Genomic DNA, 19,806 nt, shown 5'->3' on the forward strand with positions numbered 1-19,806 from the left:
ATGAAAATATTACTTATTATTCCGGCCTATAATGAAGAAAATTGTATTACCAAAGTAATTGACGAATTGGTTGAGAGATATCCTCAGTATGATTATATCATTGTAAATGATGGTTCAACAGACCATACCTCTGAAATTTGTCATAAAAGTGGATATGAAATTATAGATCTTCCAATTAATTTAGGATTGGCGGGTGCATTTCAGACTGGATTAAAGTACGCATATTTAAAAAATTATGATTATGCTATGCAGATGGATGCAGATGGACAGCATTTGCCTGAATATATTGAAGCGCTGATCAAAAAAATAAATGAAGGATATGATATTGTAATTGGTTCTCGGTTTGTAACGGAAAAAAAACCGAAATCTATGCGTATGCTGGGGAGTAATATGATTTCATGGGCAATTCATATGACTACCGGAGTCAGAGTTATGGATCCGACATCTGGAATGCGTATATTTAATCGAAACATGATTAAGGAATTTGCCAGTAACATTAATTATGGACCAGAACCTGATACCATTTCATTTTTGCTTAAACAGGGAGCAAAGATTGGAGAAGTACAGGTGAAAATGGCAGAGAGAATTGCCGGCGAGAGTTATCTGAATTTTACAAAATCAATTTGGTATATGACGAAAATGCTAATTTCAATTATTGTATTGCAGAATTTTAGAAAGCGAAAATACGAGGTTGAGATAATAAATAGTGAGGAGGTCGAAAGATGATTTCTCTTGTATTTAGGATTGCCTTGATTGTTTGTTCTATTTTGACAACAGTTTTTATGATTAAAAAGATAAGAAATTCGAAACTTCAGATAGAACATGCTATTTTTTGGCTCATGTTTGCATTTCTTCTGATTGTAATAAGTTTGTTTCCACAACTTACGATTTGGGGTGCTAAACTGCTTGGAATTTATTCTTCTACCAACTTTATTTTTTTGGTAATTCTCTTTATTGTCATTATAAAATTGTTTATGGCAACAATCGAAATTTCAAATTTGGAATACCGTATTAAAGAATTGTCACAAAAAATAGCTATAGATGAGAAATTTGAAACAGACAGTAATGATAAAGATCAAAAGGATAGTTAAAAATGAAAAAAGTATGTATTTTTTCAGCACAGTATTTACCTACCGTTGGAGGTGTTGAACGGTATACTTATAATATTGCAAAGCAACTGCAGAAAAAAGGGATAGATGTTACAATTGTTACATCTAGAATTTCAAAACTGAAAGAATTTGAAATCGAAAATGGGATTAAAATATATCGCCTGCCCTGCTATAATCTGATGAATGGAAGGTTTCCGACCGTAAAGTTTAACGGAGAATACCGTAAACTGATGAGAATGTTGAAGAAACAAAAATACGATTTAGTGATTACAAATACTAGATTTTATATTCATTCTCTTGTAGGAGTAACATTCGGGAGAAAGTATGCAAAACGCAATATTGTTATTGAACATGGTACGTCACATATGTCTGTACATAATGCGATACTGGATAAAATGGAGCGGATTTTTGAACATGGAATTACCTGGCTTGTAAAAAGGCAGTGCAATGAGTTCTATGGTGTATCACAGGCTTGTTTGGAGTGGCTTGGACATTTCCATATTAATGGTATTTCTACATTGTATAATGCCGTTGATATGGATGATATCAATAATTTGCTGAATCGGAAAGATGACATGAGAGACAAATATAGTATTCCCGAAAATGCTATTGTAATAGCATATACAGGCAGGTTGATTGAAGAAAAAGGGGTGCTGCAGTTACAGTCTGCTTTTCAAAATATTCAGAAGTGTTTTCCGAATAGTTATTTAATTATGGCGGGAGACGGAGTTTTATATCAGAGATTAAAGGAAAGTAATACAAAAAATATGATACTTATGGGGCAGGTTACTTTTGAAGAGGTTGTAAGTTTGCTAAAAGTATCTGATATTTTTTGCTTGCCATCTGTATCAGAAGGAATGCCTACTTCTGTAATGGAGGCTATTGCTTGCCATAACTTTGTTATAACAACTGAGCGAGGTGGTGCAAAAGAAATTATAGTAGACGATTCTTATGGAATTATTTTAGAAAATAACAAAAAAGATCTGGTTGAGAAGGCGTTACTTCGTTCAATGGAAAATAGGAAATATCGAATATCTGCAACTGAAAAAAGTTATGAACGTTTGATAAAAGGTTTTACGTGGGAAAAAGTTGCAGATAAAATAGAACATGAATTTTTATAAAAAGTAGTAGTATTGCATCCATCTAGTTTTTAAAGTATCGTTGGATATAGCTTTGCCAGCTTAATTCTGGCATCAGCTGTTGTAAACTGCCAATTTGTTTTTACGCATCTCGCATTTCGGTTAACTGTCCAGTTACGAACCTGTTTTTCAAAACTTTCGAAATCTGGAAATGGTTTTGCAAGTGCCTAGCGGCTCATAACTCCTATTTCGATTTCTGCCATATCCAACCAGCTGCCATGTTTTGGCGTGTAATGCCATTCAAAACGTTTGGTTAGTCGATTTGCTTCTTCTGCTGAAAACGCCTTGTACAAAGCAGACGGCGCATGGATATTTAAGTTATCTGTGACCAATATGATTTTTTCCGCTTTTGGATATAGCTCATCTGCTGTATAGCGAAGAACTTCAGCAAAATCGATTGCTGTCCGAGTCTGTTTTACAACAGTTTCCCGTTTTCCTGCCAGCGGCTCAGATATCATAAAGATATCTGCAACTCCATTCCGGACATAAACAGAATCTACTTTTTCCGGTTCCCCAGGTTTACAGGGAATCCGTTTTTCAAGGATCAGCTGTTTATTCGTTTCATCAATACAAATTACCGGTCTGGACGGATCATATGGTCTTTGATATACATCCAGAACATCCTCCATTTTTGCTACGAATTCAGCATCAGCCTGGGGTTTGGAATTGAGGGAACTGCAACTGGGGCATATGGAATACCATTACAACAAGTTGCAAGGAGTGTTGTGTACGAGGGTAACATATCGAATGAAGAAAAGTCTTTTTTGAATGAAATTATGCCGCTGGAGAAATATATAGATAATTATAGGCCAGGATTAGTTGATCATATGAAGTGGAGTGAAGATTTTAATACAGAGTTTTTAAGGAACATAAGAAGGAGTTTCTAAAGGTATGGATGTCACTGCTAATAAAAAATCCTATATTATTCATAGAAGCATGGGCTATGGAAACTTGTGGCTTCTGGAGGCTGAGCTATTGGGAATTAAATGTATGGGAGCACCAAGAGAGACTAGTGAGTTTAAAAAGTGTATGATATTACAAGTGGTAGTCTTCTTGGGGAAAATTCGAGTATTGATTTAACTGTAAAAAAGTATTTTTCAGTTGTGACGCAAATGCCATCTGTTGCATTGTGCTTATGGATTTCATTATTTATGATTCTGTATGCACTAGTAGAAGGAAAATGGCGTTATCTACTATTTTTTATTCCTTGTTTGGGAAATATAGCCACACTATTAGTAGCTACACCAATTACTTACTGGCCACGTTATGGATTATCTTTCATTTGCCTGTTACCGATTAGTGCTCTTTTTCCATACTTGCTCAAAGAGTTAGAAGAGAGTTAAGACACAAAGAAAAATAGATATTTAGCTGAACTTGTCAAGTTAATAAAAAGGAGCATAACGATGAGACAAATTGAGACGAACAGAAAGTATAAGCATTTTAAAGGAAATGAATATAAAGTTTTATATATAGCAGAGCATTCTGAAACTGGAGAACAGTTTGTTGTGTATCGGGCTTTGTATGGTGACTTTAAAGTGTATATTAGGCCTTTAGAAATGTTTGCCTCAGAAGTGGATCGTGATAAGTACCCGGAAGTGAAGCAACGATATAGATTTGAACTTGTAGAAGACTAGATAATCCCCTTGCCCGCCGATTCCCCATGTAGTACAATGTAACTACATAAGCAATCGGCGGATTTTTATTTCTTTAAAAATATATTATTATGAAATGGGAGGGCGCTTAAATGAAGATTGGTGAAAACTCCAAATCGGAACAGATAAACAATCAGTTATCAGTATCAGAACAGCAAAGTAGCAGTAAAATGAAAATAAAAAACACCTCCCACCAGACAATTTCCCTCGGCAATACCGCCTTCGCATCCATTCGGGAAGCCAATAGCTTCTACATTGACAAAACAGATTTTATCCGCCAATGGTGGAAAAGCCAGGATGTTGCTACGTTGATAACGCGGCCAAGGCGATTCGGAAAATCTTTAAATTTAAATATGCTTGAATGCTTTTTCTCAGAAAAATACAGGGGAGAAGGAGAACTGTTTCGGGGATTATCAATTTGGAATCATGAGAAATATAGAGAAATTCAGGGAACATACCCTGTGATTTTTTTCAGTTTCGCAGACATAAAAGGGCAGACTTTTACCTCCGCCCGGGAGGCAATCTGTCAGGTAATTCAGGATTTATATGCCGAATTTGGATTTTTAAAGGAAAGTGAACGCTTAAGTCAGGAAGAAAAAGATTATTTTTCTCTGGTTGCGCCAATGATGTCCGATGCAGTTGCTGCAATGTCACTGAAGCGTCTTTCTATGTGCTTACACAGTTATTACGGAAAAAAGGTTCTGATTTTTCTTGATGAGTACGATACGCCGTTGCAGGAAGCTTACATGTATGGATTTTGGGACGAATTGACAGGTTTTATGCGTGGATTATTTAATTCCACATTTAAGACAAATCCTTATCTGGAACGAGCTCTGTTGACAGGAATAACGAGGGTTAGTAAAGAGTCTATTTTTTCTGATCTAAACAATTTAACAGTTATAACTACTACTTCGGAGCAATATGCTGATTGCTTTGGATTTACAGAAACAGAAGTATTTGACGCCCTGGAAAAATATGGAATGTCAGATCGGCAAGGCGAAGTACAGACATGGTATGACGGATTTTCCTTTGGAAACAAAAAGGATATTTATAATCCATGGTCAATCACATGTTTTTTGAAAGAGAAGAAGCTAAGACCCTACTGGGCAAATACCAGTTCCAATCAGCTTGTGGGAAAACTGGTAAGAGAAGGATCTGCTCAGATAAAAATGGTCATGGAAGATCTGTTGGCAGGGAAAAGCTTTCAGACGGAAATTGACGAGGAAATTATTTTTGAGCAGCTGCAGCGGAAGAAGGGGGCAATCTGGAGTCTGTTTCTTGCTGGCGGTTATTTGAAAGTTGTAAAGAGTGAGTTTGATGTATCCAGTGGTAGATACAGCTATGAATTGGCTTTGACAAATCAGGAAGTCAAAATGCTTTTTGAAGATATGGTGGAGGGATGGTTTTCTGATGAAACAGTCCCATATAATGATTTTCTGAAAGCTTTTCTGGCAAAAGATCTGGATTATATGAATGAATATATGAACCGTGTAGCAGAAGCGACATTCAGTACCTTTGATACTGGCAGAAATCCGTCTGATGATACCAATCCTGAAAGATTTTATCATGGATTTGTACTTGGGCTGATTGTTGAACTTGCAGGAAAGTATCGGGTTACCTCTAATCGGGAAAGTGGATTTGGCCGATATGATGTTATGCTGGAACCCCTGGAGAAAACGAAAGATGCCTTTGTCCTGGAATTTAAAGTATTTAATCCACGTAAAGAAAAGACATTGGAAGATACTGTAGCAAATGCATTACAGCAGATAAACGAAAAAGATTATGACTGTGAGCTTTTAAGCCGGGGAATTCAGAAAGAGAATATTTTCCATTATGGACTTGCTTTTGAGGGGAAAAAAGTATTGATCGGATAGTTTGGGGAACAATCCCCTTGCCCGTCGATTGTCTATGTAGTAAAATAAAGCTACAAGACAATCGACGGATTTTTTGCGTAAAGAAAATTTACTTAAGAATCGTCGGAAAGGAATGCATTTAAAATGGATAAAATAGCAGTACTAATCCCCTGTTACAACGAGAGCAAAACCATAGAAAAGGTTGTAACAGATTTCAAGAAAGTATTGCCGGAAGCGGTAATATATGTATACGATAATAATTCCACTGACCATACAGATGAAATTGCCCGCAGAGCAGGTGCTGTAGTCAGATACGAATATCAGCAGGGCAAAGGAAACGTTATTCGCAGAATGTTTCGTGAAATTGATGCACAGTGTTATATCATGGCAGACGGAGATGATACTTATCCCGCAGAATTTGCCCCTTCAATGGTTGAGAAGGTATTGAATAAAAAGGTTGATATGGTAGTGGGAGATCGTCTGTCATCTACTTATTTTACAGAGAATAAGCGGCCATTCCATAATTTTGGAAACAGTCTGGTGCGTAAATGCATTAACATTATGTTTAAAACCCAGATAAACGACATCATGACAGGCTACAGAGCATTCAGCTACCAGTTTGTAAAGTCCTTCCCTGTATTATCCAAGGGGTTTGAGATTGAGACTGAAATGAGCATTCACGCAGTTGATAAGAACATGTATATCGAAAATGAAGTGATCGAGTACAGAGACCGTCCCGAAGGCAGCGAATCCAAACTGAATACATATTCAGATGGCTTCCGGGTGCTGAAAACCATAGCCAAATTATACCGCAATTATAAGCCAATGGCATTCTTCGGACTGGTGGCAGCAGTGCTTTTGATCCTTGGAATTGGATTCTTTATCCCGGTATTTGTAACCTTCCTTGAAACCGGACGCGTGGGAAAAATTCCTACTCTGATCGTATGTGGTTTTGCTGTTTTGGGAGCAATTCAGTCATTGTTTTCCGGACTGGTCCTGCAGACAATGGTTCAGAAGAACCGGCAGGACTTTGAAATGGAACTGCAGAGAATACAGGAGCAGTATAATAATTTAGAAAAATAAAATGAAAAAAGTGGAAGCGCGAAAATGAGCTTCCACTTTTTACGTTATATGATTATTGTTGTAGTCTGTATAATAAGAAGAATTTCAATCACCATCATGGTTTCCCATATTTTGCAGCTGTTTTTGTGATCTACTGACACCATCTAAGTTGAGAACAGGGAGCAAGAGGAGGAAAATAACGTTCTTGAATGCCCTGTATATGATTGTAAACATCTTTAACTCAGGAACTGTACAGGTAAACGTCTCTGTAAGAACGGGGGAATCCGAGGACAAGGTTATGGTACCTGTAGGTTTATGAGTTGTCATCATAACGTACTCAATGGGCTGATGAAGGTTAAAACGAAACTGGGCTTTATACATAAGAAGACATACACCACTGATAGAGAGAAGAATGATAAAAAGCGAGAGGATATGTCCTGGTATTTTCTTTTCTTTATTCATATATAGAATCTCCTGTGTAAAAAATATTTGTGAAATATGCTCTGCTATTCACACAAAAATAAAATTTCATGTTAAAATATTATAACGAATCGGAAATAAATATGCAATGATTTATAAGAAAAGAGAGGGATAAATGAAGAAACGGAAGCGCTTACTGGTTATACTTTCAACATTTGTCATGGCTGCTCAGCCCCTGTGCGTTGCCGCAGAAATGCAGGATGCAGAAGGCTTTGGGGCAGTAGAAGAAATATGGGCTGACGAGGAGAACGAGGAGGAATTTTCAGCTGCTCCTGAAGTGGGGAATGAGGATTTAAATGGCTTTCAGGCTGAAATTTCCACAGAGGAAAATGACAGGATTGAGGCAGAAGAATCTGGTGAGATCATCTCCGGTGCTATTGCAGGAGATTCCGTTGACAGCGGCATCAGCCTTTTTTCTCTGGACTATTACACGGACAGCTATGGTGCTCAGTTGGATGGAAATGCAAAGGCCTTGTACGATCTTCTGGTGCAGAATTATGTGGTGGATTACAGCCAGTATCTGGACAGCGTTGATTTTCCTTTTGAATTTCCTGATACCATTACATTTGAAGCAGTTGTTGAGGATGGCAGTTTTCAGAGAAAAGGAGAAAGCTATGTACAGGCTACCGATGATGTGAAAACAGCAATTCAGGCAGCTTCAGATGCTTTTTCCTATGATTATCCACAAGCTTTCTGGTTCAGGGGCAGCAACTATGGATACCGGGTCAGCTGTGTTCGGGATGGGTCCTCTTCTACCGGATACAGGGGAACCTTTAAGAATTTCACCTTCAAACCGGCGAACAGGGAAATCAGTGAGAATGCCCATACTCGAATGGGGGATTTTATGGATGGTGTTCAGAGTGCTGTTGCAGAGCTGAATGAGCAGACTTTGGGCATGGATATGGAGCAGAAAATAAAGCGGATTCATGATTATATCTGTCAGAGAGTTACTTACAGGAACGATAATACTTTGTGGGTGCATTCTGCCGCCTCGTTGTTTCTGGATGCAGATCCTGCATTTGTCTGCGAAGGCTATGCGAAATCCATGAAAATTTTCTGCTATTATATGGGAATAAATTGTGCCTGTATCAGCGGAACAGCCAGGGGGACTTCTTCTGGGACTCCTGGAGCGCACATGTGGAATTATGTACAGATGGATGATGGAAACTGGTATCTGGTGGATGCCACATGGGATGATGTGGGAACCCCGCCATCTTCACGGTATTTGCTGGTAGGAAGGGCTACAAAAGGGCAATATATTACCATTGGTGAGGAGCGTGTGGAGTATACTAGTTTTTCTACTACTTCAGCAGAAACGGCTGGTCCTGTGTTTATTTTGCCGGTTCTGGCAGAAGAGAGTTATGCAGATAATAAGGGGAAAAATGAGCCCGCAGTTACAGTTGTGCCTACAGTGACACCAACTGCGGCGGTAAGTGCGGAACCGACCCCGACTGTAAGTGCGGAACCGACCCCGACTGTAAGTGCGGAACCGACCCCAACCGTAAGCGTGATACCCACTCCAACCGTAAGTGCAGAACCGACTCCGACCGTAAGCGTAGAACCGATTCCGACTGCAAGTGCGGAACCGACTCCGACCGTAAGCGTGAAACCGACGCCAACCGTAAGTGCAGAACCGATTCCGACCGTAAGCGTAGAACCGACTCCGACTGCAAGTGCGGAACTGACTCCGACCGTAAGCGTGAAACCGACGCCAACCGTAAGTGTGGCTCCGACCCCGACTGCAAGTGCGGAATCGACTCCGACCGTAAGCGTGAAACCGACGCCGATCGTAAGTGCGGAACCGACCCCAACCGCGAGCGTAGCACCGATACCCACTGTAAGCGTCACTCCAATCCCGACTGCAACCCCAGTGCCGACTGCGACACCCGTGCAAACTACCACCACACTTACCTTACGGGTAAAACAAACCTACAAGTCCGGTGGTAAAATAAAGTCAGTCCGCACCACCAATAAGAAAATTGTCAAAGTGGATAAGAAGGGCAAAATCACTGGTAAAAAAGCCGGAAAAGCAACGGTAACCATCACTTATACCAACGGAAGCCGTAGGATTTACCAGGTAAAAGTGCAGAAAGGTATTGTAAAAACAATTGCTGTTTCCGTGAATAAACGGAATATAATCCTTGCCCAAAAAGGAAAAAGCTTTCAGCTGAGAGTCACTCTCACACCAGTCACCAGCCAGCAAAAAGTAACTTATAAAAGTTCCAATTCCAAAGTAGCAGCAGTAAATTCAAAAGGAAAAATAGTTGCGAAAAAGAAAGGAACAGCTACAATTACAGTGAAGTCAGGAAACAAAAAAATTACCTGCAAAGTCAAAGTAAAGAAATAACCCCAAAATACTGTCAGAACCGAAACAAAATAAAGTTTTTGTTTTGACAGTATTTTTTTATTGACAAAGTCCAAAAATGTGGTATACTTTGATAATCAAACTATTTTAAATTAAAAATAAGAACTACACAACATACCTGGAGGGTATTATGGTTGGAAAAATAAAGGGAACCGGTTCCTACAGGCCGGTTCAGGTGTGGGACAATGACAAACTGTCCCACATGATGGATACAAGTGATGAGTGGATTCGTGGGCGAACCGGAATCGGTCAGAGACACATTGCAAGCGGTGGAGAGACCGTTGCTTATATGGCAGCTCGTGCGGCTGAGGAAGCTCTTTCAGATGCAGGAATGCGACCGGAAGAGATTGACTTTCTCCTGGTGTCTACCATGTCATCTGAAAGGATTATGCCATGTGCTGCCTGTGAAGTGCAGAAACTGATCGGTGCAGTGAACGCAGCCTGTTTTGATCTGAACGGTGCATGCACAGGATTTCTGTTGGCGTTGAATACAGCCCAGGCCTATCTGGGACAGCAGATTTATCGCAGGGCATTGGTAATTGGTTCTGAAACTCTTTCCCATCTTACAAACTGGAAGGACAGAAGTACCTGCGTATTGTTTGGCGATGGCGCCGGTGCGGTGGTGCTGGAAGCGGAAGAAAATGCAGTCTATACCCAGGCTGTTCATTCTATTGGAAGTAAAGGCGAAGCCCTTACCTGTGTCAGCCGCAATCAGCAGCAATTTATAGAAAAGGACGCAGATATTTCTTCAACTTACATGCAGATGGATGGAAAAGAAGTATTCAAATTTGCAGTTTCCAAAGTTCCGGAAGTGATTATGGAGGTTTTGGAAAAAGCAGGAAAAACAAAAGAAGAAATCCGCTTTTACATGCTTCATCAGGCGAATAAAAGGATCGTTGCTTCTGTGTCAAAACACATGAACGAACCTTTGGAAAAGTATCCGATGAACATAGAAAATCTGGGAAATACATCCTCCGCAAGCATTCCGCTTCTCCTGGATGAGTGGAATAAAAAAGGCAGATTAAATTCAGGAGACTGGATTATCCTTTCAGGATTTGGCGGTGGACTTACCTATGGAGCCAGCCTGCTTCAGTGGTAAAAATGTGTATCAGGGCTTTGAAAAATAAAACTATAGCAGATAAAAAAGGCTGCTTTGCTCTGGAAATCAGGTAATTCAGGCTGATAAATACAGGTTGTTAGAGAGCGTTTTGAAAATCATTTCCGCAATCTGCGCGCCCTATTTTACAGTATATTTTGCAGAATGTCTTTTTCAAACACACTCGGGGTCATATAAAGTGAACAGCAACCATGTAAAGCTTTGAATCATAAAAAGTTGAAAAATGGATTTGAAAATCTAAAAAACAAAATAAGGAGAACAAAAAAATGTTAGAAAAAATCAAAGAAATCGCAGCAGATTCATTAGGAGCAGACGTAAGTACAATGACAGCAGAAACATCTTTCAAAGAAGATCTCGGAGCAGATTCCCTTGATCTTTTTGAGATGGTAATGGCACTGGAGGAAGAGTTTGAGGTAGAGATTCCTACTGAAGATCTTGAGAATATTAAGACCATCGGTGATGTGGAAAGCTATCTTCAGAGTCGCCAGTAATTTGGAAATTTTGTATTCAGGCTTTGGCAGTATACATAAATAATAAGCCGGAATGTCAAGAAATATATGTTGTTTACAGGATGATTCCGGCATGTATTTGCCATAGGTGGGCATGGTATAACGGAATTACAGAATGGAGAATTTCATGAAAACAGAAGTTACGGAATTACTTGGAATTGAATACCCGATCATTCAGGGCGGCATGGCCTGGGTGGCAGAATATCATCTGGCAGCAGCTGTTTCAGCAGCTGGCGGGCTGGGGCTGATTGGAGCCGCAAGCGCTCCTGCAGACTGGGTTCGTCAGCAGGTACGGGAGGTGAAAAAACTGACCGATAAACCTTTTGGTGTGAATATTATGCTGATGAGTCCATACGCAGATGAGATTGCACAGGTAATTGTGGAAGAAAAAGTTCCAGTGGTTACAACCGGTGCAGGAAACCCTGAGAAATACATGAAAATGTGGAAGGAAGCAGGAGTAAAGATCATTCCGGTTATTGCTTCTGTGGCTCACGCAAAGAGAATGGAGCGATGCGGAGCGGATGCCGTAGTGGCAGAAGGATGTGAATCCGGCGGCCATATCGGTGAGACAACCACAATGGTTCTGGTGCCTCAGGTCGTAGATGCAGTGAACATTCCGGTTATTGCAGCTGGTGGAATCGCAGACGGAAGAGGGATTGCAGCAGCCTTCATGCTTGGTGCAAAAGCCGTTCAGATGGGAACTCATTTTGTGGCAACCACAGAGTGCTGGGCACATCAGAATTACAAAGATATGATACTGAAAGCAAAGGACATTGATACAAAGGTAACCGGTCGTTCCACCGGTCATCCGGTACGTGCTCTCCGCAATCAGATGACAAAAGAATACTTGAAAAAAGAGGCAGAAGGAGTTCCGTTTGAGGAACTGGAGCAGATGACGCTTGGCAGCCTGCGCCGTGCTGTTGTAGACGGAGATGTGAAAATGGGAAGCGTTATGGCTGGTCAGAGTGCAGGACTTGTGAAGGAGCAGATGAGCTGTCAGGAACTGATCAGAAAGTTGGTAAAAGAGACGGATGCGTTGTTGAAAGGAACTGGAATTTATGAGTAAGATCGCATTTCTTTTCCCTGGACAGGGAGCACAGAAGGCTGGAATGGGACAGGATTTTTATGAAAAGTATCCCTCTGCCAGACAGGTTTTTGACCAGGCAAGTCAATGGCTTTCTCTGGATATGAAAGCTCTTTGCTTTGAAAAAAATGACAGATTAAACCTTACGGAATATACGCAGGCAGCACTGGTAACCACCTGTCTTGCAATGGAAAAAGTGGTGGAGGAGTGTGGGCTTCATCCGGATATAACTGCCGGATTAAGCCTTGGAGAGTACTGTGCCATTGCTGTTTCAGGTGGAATGAGTGTGAAAGATGCCATAGTAACTGTGCGAAAAAGAGGAATCCTTATGGAACACGCAGTGCCGGCAGGAGAAGGCTCTATGGCAGCTGTTATAGGTCTTGATGCAGATAAGATCCAGAACGCAATTGCAGGAACAAAGGCTGAAATTGCCAATTACAACTGCCCTGGACAGATTGTTATCACAGGACCAAAACCCGCTGTAGAAGAAGCTTCTGTGAAGCTGAAAGAAGCCGGTGCAAGGCGTGTACTTTCCCTTGCAGTAAGTGGCCCTTTTCATTCCTCTTTGCTTCAAAATGCAGGAAAAGAACTGGAAAAAGAACTGTCAAAAGTGGAATTTTCCGGTCTGAAGATTCCTTATGTGACCAATGTGACTGCCCAGTATGTGACAGACATCAGAGAGACAAAAGATCTTCTTGCAAGGCAGATTTCTTCCTCTGTTCTCTGGCAGCAGAGTGTGGAAAAGATGATTCAGGAGGGTGTGGATACCTTCGTAGAGATTGGCCCTGGAAAGACTCTGGCTGGTTTTATGAAGAAAATAGCGCCGGAAATGAAGACCTATAATATTCAGAATGTGGAAGATCTTGAGCAGATTTCAGATCTTATACACAGTAGAAAATAAGATCAAAAACAGTTAATTAAAACAATACAGGTATTATCAGAAGCAGCCGATACGGAGCAATTCAGAAGTGGTTAACAAAGGAAAAGTTAGTGTTTGTCGTGCTGGAAAAATATGATATTCACCTGACTTTACAGGAGTAAAACAAGGAATGAATGCAGAAAAAAAGATTGCAGTTGTAACAGGTGCTTCCCGTGGAATCGGAAGAGCGATTGCTCTTGAGCTTGCTGCTAAGGGAGCATTTGTAGTTATAAATTATAATGGTTCAAAAGAAAAAGCGGAGGCAGTGAAAGCTGAGATTATTGCTGCCGGAGGTGCGGCTGAAACCAGTCAGTGCAACGTATCTGACTTTGATGCCTGCGGTGCTTTTATTAAAGAAACAGTAAAAAAATATGGACAGATAGATATCTTGGTGAATAACGCAGGAATTACAAAAGACGGGCTTCTGATGGCAATGAGTGAGGATGATTTCTGCAGGGTTATAGATACAAATCTTAAAGGAACTTTTAACTGCATTCGTCATGTGGCCAGACAGATGTTGAAGCAGAAAAGCGGACGCATTGTAAATATGGCATCCGTTGTAGGCATCGGCGGAAACCCCGGACAGGCTAATTATGCAGCCTCAAAAGCAGGTGTGATCGGTCTCACAAAGACTGCAGCAAAGGAACTTGCATCAAGAGGAATTACCGTAAATGCCGTTGCTCCTGGCTTTATCAGAACGGACATGACAGATGTACTTTCTGATAAGGTAAAAGAAGAAACCTTGAAGAATATTCCTATGGGAACTTATGGTGAACCGGAGGATGTAGCCAAGGCAGTAGCATTCCTGGCATCACCGGAAGCCAGATATATTACAGGGCAGGTTTTGTGCGTAGACGGAGGAATGTTATGAGTAAAAGACGTGTAGTGGTGACTGGACTTGGAGCAGTAACACCTGTGGGAAATAATGTGCAGGCCTTCTGGGAAAGTGTAAAAACAGGTAAGGTAGGAATTGGAGAAATTACCAGATTTGATACTGCAGATTTTAAGGTGAAGCTTGCGGCAGAAGTAAAAGATTTTAATGCAAAAGATTATATGGATTTCAAATCTGCCAAACGAATGGAACTGTTTTCCCAATATGCAGTGGCTGCAGCAAAGGAGGCTATGGCAGATGCAGGAATTGAAATGGGAAAAGAAGATCCTTTCCGTGTCGGAGTGATCGTGGGATCCGGAATTGGAAGCCTTCAGGCAATGGAATCTGCAGATCAGAGACTGATCCAGCGCGGACCATCCAAGGTTGACCCTCTTCTTGTTCCCAAAATGATCAGCAATATGGCCGCTGGAAACGTATCCATTGCTCTTGGTGCAAGGGGAAAATGCACCAACGTAGTGACTGCCTGTGCGTCTGGAACACATTGTATCGGAGATGCATTTCGTGCAATCCAGTATGGCGATGCAGAAGTTATGATCGCAGGGGGAACGGAAGGTGCGATCAGCCCGGTTGGTGTGGCTGGATTTACGAATCTGACCGCTCTTAGCACCAGTCAGGATCCATATCGTGCATCCATTCCATTCGATAAAGAAAGAGGCGGTTTCGTAATTGGAGAAGGAGCCGGAGTTGTTGTTCTGGAGGAACTTGAGCATGCAAAAGCACGTGGTGCGAGGATCTATGCTGAGGTAGTGGGATATGGCGCAACTGCCGATGCCTACCACATTACTTCTCCGATTGAAGACGGCAGCGGAGCGGCGCATGCTATGACGGATGCCATGAAAGAAGCTGGTGTACAACCTGAAGAAATCGACTACATTAATGCGCACGGAACCGGTACACATCACAACGATCTCTTTGAGACAAGAGCCATTAAAGCAGCACTTGGAGATGCGGCAAAGAAGGTAAAAATCAATTCTACTAAATCTATGATCGGACATCTTTTAGGAGCCGCCGGAGGTGTGGAAGCTGTTGTCTGTGTGAAGTCTATTGAGGAAGGGTTTATTCATCAGACTGTAGGCACAAAGGAGACAGAAGAAGAGTTGGATCTCGATTATTGTATCGGCGGACCAACACGGCAGGAAGTAAATTATGCTATGAGCAATTCTCTTGGATTTGGTGGACATAACGCAGTACTTTTAATGAAAAAATACAGGTGAAAGTGAGTATTATCAGTTTGCGAAGCCTGTGCCTGTGAAGGTACTGAAAAGCTATATTTAAAGTATGAATTGCTGTAGAAATTGCTGTAAATAAGGAGAAAAAATCATGGAATTTGAACAAATATTAAAGTTGGTCGACCATGTATCAGCTTCTCATCTGGAGTCTTTCTGCTATGAAGGTGATGGAGTGAAACTGACTTTAAATAATAAAATTGCACCTGTGATCATACCTGGAACCATGCAAAATAACATATTATCGGGTGCTGAAACAGGAGAAAAAGGTTTCGTATATGGAGAAAAATATAGCATTTCGGAACAGGTTCCAGATAGAAAAATGGCGGATAAAGAACTTTCTGCAAGTGAGAAAAAACAGGCTTCAGATACAGTGATTTCTAACGGAGAACCAACAGGAAATACTGTGAAATCTCCTCTGGTAGGAACATTCTATGCAGCTCCATCTGAGGATGCTCCTGCCTTTGTAAAAGTGGGAGATATAGTAAAAAAAGGACAGATTCTTGCTATTGTAGAAGCTATGAAACTGATGAACGATATTGAAAGCGATTTTGATGGAGAAGTTGCAGAAATTCTGGTTGAAAACGGTCAGCCTGTAGAGTATGGACAGCCGTTATTTGTAATCCGTTGATATAAAAAGAAGCTAAATTTTATAATATCCATGTTAAAAGGTCAGAATCCCTTTTGACACGCAGACCATTTTATCAAAAATAGGATAAATACATTTGTTTTTCAATGAAATAGGAGCAGATATGAATCACTTAAATATAAAACAAATTGAGGAAATCCTTCCTCATCGTCACCCGTTCCTTTTGGTTGACTACATCGAAGATTATGAACCGGGAGAATTTGCTGTTGGCTATAAATGTGTCACATTCCGGGAGGATTTTTTTAAAGGACATTTTCCCCAGGAGCCGGTAATGCCAGGCGTTCTGATCGTGGAGGCACTGGCACAGACAGGTGCGGTCGCGATTCTTTCCAAGCCGGAAAACAAAGGCAGGATTGCTTACTTTGGCGGTATTGACAAGTGCCGGTTTAAAGGAAAAGTTCAGCCTGGAGATAAGCTAAAACTGGAAATGAAAGTCATGAAACAGAAAGGGCCTATGGGTGTTGGAGAGGCTGTGGCAACTGTGGATGGAAAGGTTGTAGTGAAAGCGGAACTTACTTTTATGGTGGGCTAGATAGATATATATAACGATACTCGGAAGGGTGAAATTATGATCAGAAAGTTATTAATTGCCAATCGCGGAGAAATTGCCGTAAGGATCATCCGCGCCTGTCGGGAAATGGGAATAGAAGCAGTTGCAGTGTATTCTGAGGCAGACAAAGAAAGCCTGCATACGCAGCTTGCAGACGAAGCCATCTGTATTGGACCGGGACCTTCTGTTAAAAGTTATCTGAATATGGAAAGTATTATCAGTGCCGCCATAGTATCCGGTGCAGATGCAATACATCCTGGCTTTGGCTTCTTATCTGAAAATGCCAGGTTTGCCCAGATTTGTGAGCAGTGCGGCATCACTTTTGTGGGACCTCCATCACAGGTAATCCAGAATCTGGGAAACAAACAGATTGCCAGAAATACCATGGAAGCAGCAGGAGTTCCAGTAATTCCTGGCACTACAAAAGCTATTCTGGATGTGGAAACAGGAGCAAGAGAGGCCAGTCAGATCGGCTATCCGGTCATCATAAAAGCAGCTCTTGGAGGCGGCGGAAAAGGTATGAGAACTGCCTTCTCTCCGGAGGAATTTGAACTGGCATTTCTTACAGCCCAGAAGGAATCCCAGATCGCATTTGGAGATGGAACCATGTATATCGAGCACTTTGTGGAACATCCCAGACATATTGAATTTCAGATCCTTGCAGACAGTCATGGAAATGTAGTGCATCTTGGAGAAAGGGACTGTTCGATTCAGCGAAATCATCAGAAAATGATTGAAGAATCTCCTTCTATGGCAGTGTCAGAAGAGCTGCGGAAAGAGATGGGAATTGCAGCAGTAAAAGCGGCGAAAGCAGCACATTATGTAAATGCCGGAACTATTGAATTTCTCCTTGAAAAGACAGGAAAATTTTATTTTATGGAGATGAATACCCGTATTCAGGTTGAGCATCCTGTGACAGAATGGGTTACCGGTCTGGATCTGGTTAAGGAGCAGTTAAGGATTGCTTCCGGGGAAGCTCTGCCTTTTTCCCAGGAAGATATTCATATTCAGGGACATGCTATAGAATGTCGTATTAATGCCGAAAATCCATGGAAAAATTTTCGCCCGTCACCTGGAACAATCACGGATCTTCATCTTCCCGGAGGCCAGGGAATCCGGGTAGATACAGGAATTTACAATGGTTATCAGATTCCACCGTATTATGATTCCATGCTTGCAAAGCTGATCGTACACGGCAATAACCGTGAGGAAGCAATTGCAAAAATGAAAAGCGCTCTGGGAGAAATGATCATTCAGGGTGTTGATACAAATGTAGACTATCAGTTTGAAATTATGAACGATCCGGACTATCAGAAAGGTGTATTTGATATCGGCTTTCTGGAGAGTCATCAGATCGGAGGAGTGAAGGTAAATGAAGCTTAGATATGCCTTTAAACGTACAATTGCAAACAAATCTGCAGGTGCAGATAAAGAACTGAAACCAGAAGTGCCGGATGGTATGCTGAAGAAATGCAATGCCTGCAAGGCCGCTGTATTTGTAGATGAGGTGAAAAAGAATGCCTATATCTGTCCGCATTGCGGCAATTATTTCCGTGTTCATGCAAGGAGAAGAATCGAAATGTTGGCAGATGAAGGAACCTTTGAAGAGTGGGATAAGGTAATGCCAATAAGTAATCCTTTGTCCTATAAAGGGTACGAAGAGAAGGTAAAAAAGCTTCAGGAAAAGACAAACCTGGACGAAGCAATTGTCACAGGAAAGGCAAAAATAGGCGGAATATCTGTAGTGCTTGGAGTGTGTGACAGCCGTTTTCTCATGGCTAGTATGGGAGAAAATGTGGGAGAAAAAATTGCCAGAGCAGTGGAAAGGGCAACACAGGAACGTCTGCCTGTAGTGCTTTTTGCCTGCTCAGGAGGTGCCAGAATGCAGGAAGGAATTGTATCCCTGATGCAGATGGCAAAGACTTCCGCAGCTTTAAAAAGACACAGCGATTCCGGGCTTCTTTATATCAGCGTCCTTACGAATCCAACTACCGGTGGTGTGACAGCAAGCTTTGCCATGTTGGGAGATATTATCCTGGCAGAACCAGGTGCATTAATTGGTTTTGCAGGTCCCAGAGTGATAGAACAAACGATCCGGCAGAAGCTTCCTAAAGGATTTCAGAGTTCAGAATTTCTGTTGGAACATGGATTTATTGATCAGATTGCAGAACGAAAGAACATGAAAGAAACACTGGCCAGACTCTTGAAAATGCACTGTAAAAATGACTGCGCAGAAAGTATGGAAGGGCAGGAAAATGCAGAGAATATTTCTGTAAAAAAATCTGATTCAGCTGATAGCATGTCTGTAAACAGCAAATTGAATGTGGATTTTACGACGAAAATCACAGCAAAAAAATCTGCCTGGGAGCATGTTTCTCTTGCACGAAGCAAAGAACGCCCAACAGGAAAAGATTATCTTCCATGGTTGTTTGATTATTTTACAGAGCTTCATGGAGACAGACTTTTTGGTGATGACCCGGCTCTGGTTGGCGGTATTGCATACCTGGCAGGAAAGCCTGTAACTGTGATTGTCCAGGAAAAAGGAAATGGTACAAAAGAGAATATTGCCCATAATTTTGGCATGGTTTCTCCGGAAGGTTATCGAAAATCCCTGCGTCTTATGAAGCAGGCAGAAAAGTTCCACAGACCAGTGATCTGCCTTGTGGATACACCTGGGGCATTCTGTGGACTGGAGGCGGAAGAACGGGGCCAGGGAGAGGCAATTGCCCGAAATCTGTATGAGCTCTCAAGCCTTAAAGTTCCGGTGCTTTCTATTGTAATCGGAGAAGGCGGCAGCGGTGGAGCCCTTGCTCTTGCCGCAGGTGATCAGGTCTGGATGATGGAGAATTCCATTTATTCAATTCTTTCACCAGAAGGCTTTGCATCTATTTTGTGGAAAGACAGCACACGGGCAAAGGAAGCGGCAGAAGTAATGAAGCTGACAGCTACAGATCTGAAGAACCTTGGAATTATTGAGCAGGTAATCCCTGAGAATCAGCCTCTTACCAGAGAAAATATGGCAGATACCATGGAAGAGTTGAAAAACAGAATAGAAGAATTCCTGGAAACTTATCAGTTGCTTGATCCGGAAAAATTACTGAATAAGCGCTATAAGCGTTTTCGAAATTTGTAAAATTGTAGAAAAACATATCAAATTGTGATATACTTACCGTAAATATTTGCTTGAATGTTTTATAGAA

Annotated in this window: 20 protein-coding genes; 18 read left to right on the top strand and 2 right to left on the bottom strand. The window is 41.3% G+C overall.

Features of this window, described 5'->3' with window-relative positions:
- From ABHC48_RS12005 to ABHC48_RS12015, 3 genes are read left to right on the top strand one after another with little or no spacing between them, the layout of a single operon-like run.
- Nucleotides 1-726 carry a glycosyltransferase family 2 protein gene (locus ABHC48_RS12005; protein ID WP_118582832.1) on the top strand — a complete coding sequence of 242 codons (726 nt, stop codon included), beginning with the start codon at nucleotides 1-3 and terminating at the stop codon, nucleotides 724-726.
- Nucleotides 723-1,091 (top strand): DUF2304 domain-containing protein, encoded by a 369-nt coding sequence (locus tag ABHC48_RS12010; RefSeq protein WP_118582829.1) that lies wholly within the window; start codon nucleotides 723-725, stop codon nucleotides 1,089-1,091. Before ABHC48_RS12005 ends, ABHC48_RS12010 begins: the two co-directional genes overlap by 4 nt.
- A 2-nt stretch (nucleotides 1,092-1,093) precedes the next feature.
- Entirely contained in the window at nucleotides 1,094-2,230 is a 1,137-nt protein-coding gene (locus ABHC48_RS12015; protein WP_118582826.1) for a glycosyltransferase family 4 protein, read from the top strand.
- 185 nt (nucleotides 2,231-2,415) lie between these two features.
- On the opposite strand, the gene ABHC48_RS12020 is transcribed toward ABHC48_RS12015, so the two are convergent.
- Nucleotides 2,416-2,940, bottom strand: a complete 525-nt coding sequence (locus tag ABHC48_RS12020; protein ID WP_226855193.1) for an IS630 family transposase — start codon at nucleotides 2,938-2,940, stop codon at nucleotides 2,416-2,418.
- Between the two features lie 333 nt (nucleotides 2,941-3,273).
- Here ABHC48_RS12020 and ABHC48_RS12025 point away from each other — a divergent pair, with 333 nt between their 5' ends.
- The 4 genes from ABHC48_RS12025 to ABHC48_RS12040 all read left to right on the top strand — a co-directional run bounded on the left by ABHC48_RS12025 (nucleotide 3,274) and on the right by ABHC48_RS12040 (nucleotide 6,836).
- Nucleotides 3,274-3,591, top strand: a complete 318-nt coding sequence (locus ABHC48_RS12025) for a hypothetical protein (protein WP_147422337.1) — start codon at nucleotides 3,274-3,276, stop codon at nucleotides 3,589-3,591.
- Nucleotides 3,592-3,651: 60 nt separating this feature from the next.
- Nucleotides 3,652-3,882 (top strand): DUF1653 domain-containing protein, encoded by a 231-nt coding sequence (locus ABHC48_RS12030; RefSeq protein WP_118582817.1) that lies wholly within the window; start codon nucleotides 3,652-3,654, stop codon nucleotides 3,880-3,882.
- A gap of 110 nt (nucleotides 3,883-3,992) precedes the next feature.
- Nucleotides 3,993-5,774: an AAA family ATPase gene (locus ABHC48_RS12035; protein WP_330634165.1), complete on the top strand. Its 1,782-nt coding sequence runs from the start codon at nucleotides 3,993-3,995 to the stop codon at nucleotides 5,772-5,774.
- A gap of 123 nt (nucleotides 5,775-5,897) precedes the next feature.
- A complete protein-coding gene (locus ABHC48_RS12040; RefSeq protein ID WP_118582814.1) occupies nucleotides 5,898-6,836 on the top strand; it encodes a glycosyltransferase family 2 protein in 939 nt (312 codons plus the stop codon).
- An 84-nt stretch (nucleotides 6,837-6,920) separates the two neighbouring features.
- Here ABHC48_RS12040 and ABHC48_RS12045 read toward each other — a convergent pair whose 3' ends face one another.
- The gene (locus ABHC48_RS12045; RefSeq protein WP_195699620.1) at nucleotides 6,921-7,277 is read right to left on the bottom strand and encodes a hypothetical protein; all 357 of its coding nucleotides are present in this window, start codon (nucleotides 7,275-7,277) and stop codon (nucleotides 6,921-6,923) included.
- A 133-nt stretch (nucleotides 7,278-7,410) separates the two neighbouring features.
- On the opposite strand from ABHC48_RS12045, the gene ABHC48_RS12050 reads away from it, so the two are divergent.
- The 11 genes from ABHC48_RS12050 (at nucleotide 7,411) to ABHC48_RS12100 (ending at nucleotide 19,739) form a co-directional block, all read left to right on the top strand.
- Entirely contained in the window at nucleotides 7,411-9,642 is a 2,232-nt protein-coding gene (locus ABHC48_RS12050; protein ID WP_195699621.1) for an Ig-like domain-containing protein, read from the top strand.
- A 148-nt stretch (nucleotides 9,643-9,790) separates the two neighbouring features.
- Nucleotides 9,791-10,759: a beta-ketoacyl-ACP synthase III gene (locus ABHC48_RS12055; protein ID WP_195699622.1), complete on the top strand. Its 969-nt coding sequence runs from the start codon at nucleotides 9,791-9,793 to the stop codon at nucleotides 10,757-10,759.
- Between the two features lie 284 nt (nucleotides 10,760-11,043).
- A complete protein-coding gene (gene acpP / locus ABHC48_RS12060) occupies nucleotides 11,044-11,268 on the top strand; it encodes an acyl carrier protein (RefSeq protein ID WP_118578781.1) in 225 nt (74 codons plus the stop codon).
- A gap of 145 nt (nucleotides 11,269-11,413) precedes the next feature.
- On the top strand, nucleotides 11,414-12,352 hold the full coding sequence (fabK, locus tag ABHC48_RS12065; RefSeq protein ID WP_118578783.1) for an enoyl-[acyl-carrier-protein] reductase FabK: 939 nt from the start codon (nucleotides 11,414-11,416) through the stop codon (nucleotides 12,350-12,352).
- Entirely contained in the window at nucleotides 12,345-13,271 is a 927-nt protein-coding gene (gene fabD / locus ABHC48_RS12070) for an ACP S-malonyltransferase (protein WP_195699623.1), read from the top strand. The genes fabK and fabD overlap by 8 nt, the downstream gene beginning before the upstream one ends.
- Nucleotides 13,272-13,419: 148 nt before the next feature.
- Nucleotides 13,420-14,160: a 3-oxoacyl-[acyl-carrier-protein] reductase gene (gene fabG, locus ABHC48_RS12075; RefSeq protein WP_195699624.1), complete on the top strand. Its 741-nt coding sequence runs from the start codon at nucleotides 13,420-13,422 to the stop codon at nucleotides 14,158-14,160.
- Nucleotides 14,157-15,395 (top strand): beta-ketoacyl-ACP synthase II, encoded by a 1,239-nt coding sequence (fabF, locus tag ABHC48_RS12080; RefSeq protein ID WP_195699625.1) that lies wholly within the window; start codon nucleotides 14,157-14,159, stop codon nucleotides 15,393-15,395. The genes fabG and fabF overlap by 4 nt, the downstream gene beginning before the upstream one ends.
- Before the next feature lie 106 nt (nucleotides 15,396-15,501).
- Nucleotides 15,502-16,038: an acetyl-CoA carboxylase biotin carboxyl carrier protein gene (gene accB / locus ABHC48_RS12085; protein ID WP_195699626.1), complete on the top strand. Its 537-nt coding sequence runs from the start codon at nucleotides 15,502-15,504 to the stop codon at nucleotides 16,036-16,038.
- A 121-nt stretch (nucleotides 16,039-16,159) separates the two neighbouring features.
- Nucleotides 16,160-16,588, top strand: coding sequence for a 3-hydroxyacyl-ACP dehydratase FabZ (gene fabZ / locus ABHC48_RS12090; RefSeq protein WP_118578791.1), 429 nt, complete (start codon nucleotides 16,160-16,162; stop codon nucleotides 16,586-16,588).
- A gap of 36 nt (nucleotides 16,589-16,624) precedes the next feature.
- On the top strand, nucleotides 16,625-17,989 hold the full coding sequence (locus tag ABHC48_RS12095) for an acetyl-CoA carboxylase biotin carboxylase subunit (protein WP_195699627.1): 1,365 nt from the start codon (nucleotides 16,625-16,627) through the stop codon (nucleotides 17,987-17,989).
- Entirely contained in the window at nucleotides 17,979-19,739 is a 1,761-nt protein-coding gene (locus tag ABHC48_RS12100) for an acetyl-CoA carboxylase carboxyltransferase subunit alpha (protein ID WP_195699628.1), read from the top strand. Before ABHC48_RS12095 ends, ABHC48_RS12100 begins: the two co-directional genes overlap by 11 nt.
- The last annotated feature ends 67 nt before the right edge of the window (nucleotides 19,740-19,806 follow it).

Source organism: Ruminococcus sp. 1001136sp1 (assembly GCF_039841815.1).
In the GTDB taxonomy this organism is placed as follows: domain Bacteria; phylum Bacillota; class Clostridia; order Lachnospirales; family Lachnospiraceae; genus Blautia_A; species Blautia_A faecis.

Bases quoted from the DNA above. Each gene is read 5' to 3' on its own strand.
- ABHC48_RS12005 (WP_118582832.1), top strand. From the start codon at position 1: ATGAAAATATTACTTATTATTCCGGCCTATAATGAAGAAAATTGTATT.
- accB (WP_195699626.1), top strand. From the start codon at position 15,502: ATGGAATTTGAACAAATATTAAAGTTGGTCGACCATGTATCAGCTTCT.
- ABHC48_RS12040 (WP_118582814.1), top strand. From the start codon at position 5,898: ATGGATAAAATAGCAGTACTAATCCCCTGTTACAACGAGAGCAAAACC.
- ABHC48_RS12035 (WP_330634165.1), top strand. From the start codon at position 3,993: ATGAAGATTGGTGAAAACTCCAAATCGGAACAGATAAACAATCAGTTA.
- fabD (WP_195699623.1), top strand. From the start codon at position 12,345: ATGAGTAAGATCGCATTTCTTTTCCCTGGACAGGGAGCACAGAAGGCT.
- ABHC48_RS12055 (WP_195699622.1), top strand. From the start codon at position 9,791: ATGGTTGGAAAAATAAAGGGAACCGGTTCCTACAGGCCGGTTCAGGTG.
- ABHC48_RS12015 (WP_118582826.1), top strand. From the start codon at position 1,094: ATGAAAAAAGTATGTATTTTTTCAGCACAGTATTTACCTACCGTTGGA.
- fabK (WP_118578783.1), top strand. From the start codon at position 11,414: ATGAAAACAGAAGTTACGGAATTACTTGGAATTGAATACCCGATCATT.
- ABHC48_RS12095 (WP_195699627.1), top strand. From the start codon at position 16,625: ATGATCAGAAAGTTATTAATTGCCAATCGCGGAGAAATTGCCGTAAGG.
- fabG (WP_195699624.1), top strand. From the start codon at position 13,420: ATGAATGCAGAAAAAAAGATTGCAGTTGTAACAGGTGCTTCCCGTGGA.
- ABHC48_RS12050 (WP_195699621.1), top strand. From the start codon at position 7,411: ATGAAGAAACGGAAGCGCTTACTGGTTATACTTTCAACATTTGTCATG.
- ABHC48_RS12030 (WP_118582817.1), top strand. From the start codon at position 3,652: ATGAGACAAATTGAGACGAACAGAAAGTATAAGCATTTTAAAGGAAAT.
- ABHC48_RS12100 (WP_195699628.1), top strand. From the start codon at position 17,979: ATGAAGCTTAGATATGCCTTTAAACGTACAATTGCAAACAAATCTGCA.
- acpP (WP_118578781.1), top strand. From the start codon at position 11,044: ATGTTAGAAAAAATCAAAGAAATCGCAGCAGATTCATTAGGAGCAGAC.
- ABHC48_RS12045 (WP_195699620.1), bottom strand. From the start codon at position 7,277: ATGAATAAAGAAAAGAAAATACCAGGACATATCCTCTCGCTTTTTATC.
- fabZ (WP_118578791.1), top strand. From the start codon at position 16,160: ATGAATCACTTAAATATAAAACAAATTGAGGAAATCCTTCCTCATCGT.
- ABHC48_RS12010 (WP_118582829.1), top strand. From the start codon at position 723: ATGATTTCTCTTGTATTTAGGATTGCCTTGATTGTTTGTTCTATTTTG.
- fabF (WP_195699625.1), top strand. From the start codon at position 14,157: ATGAGTAAAAGACGTGTAGTGGTGACTGGACTTGGAGCAGTAACACCT.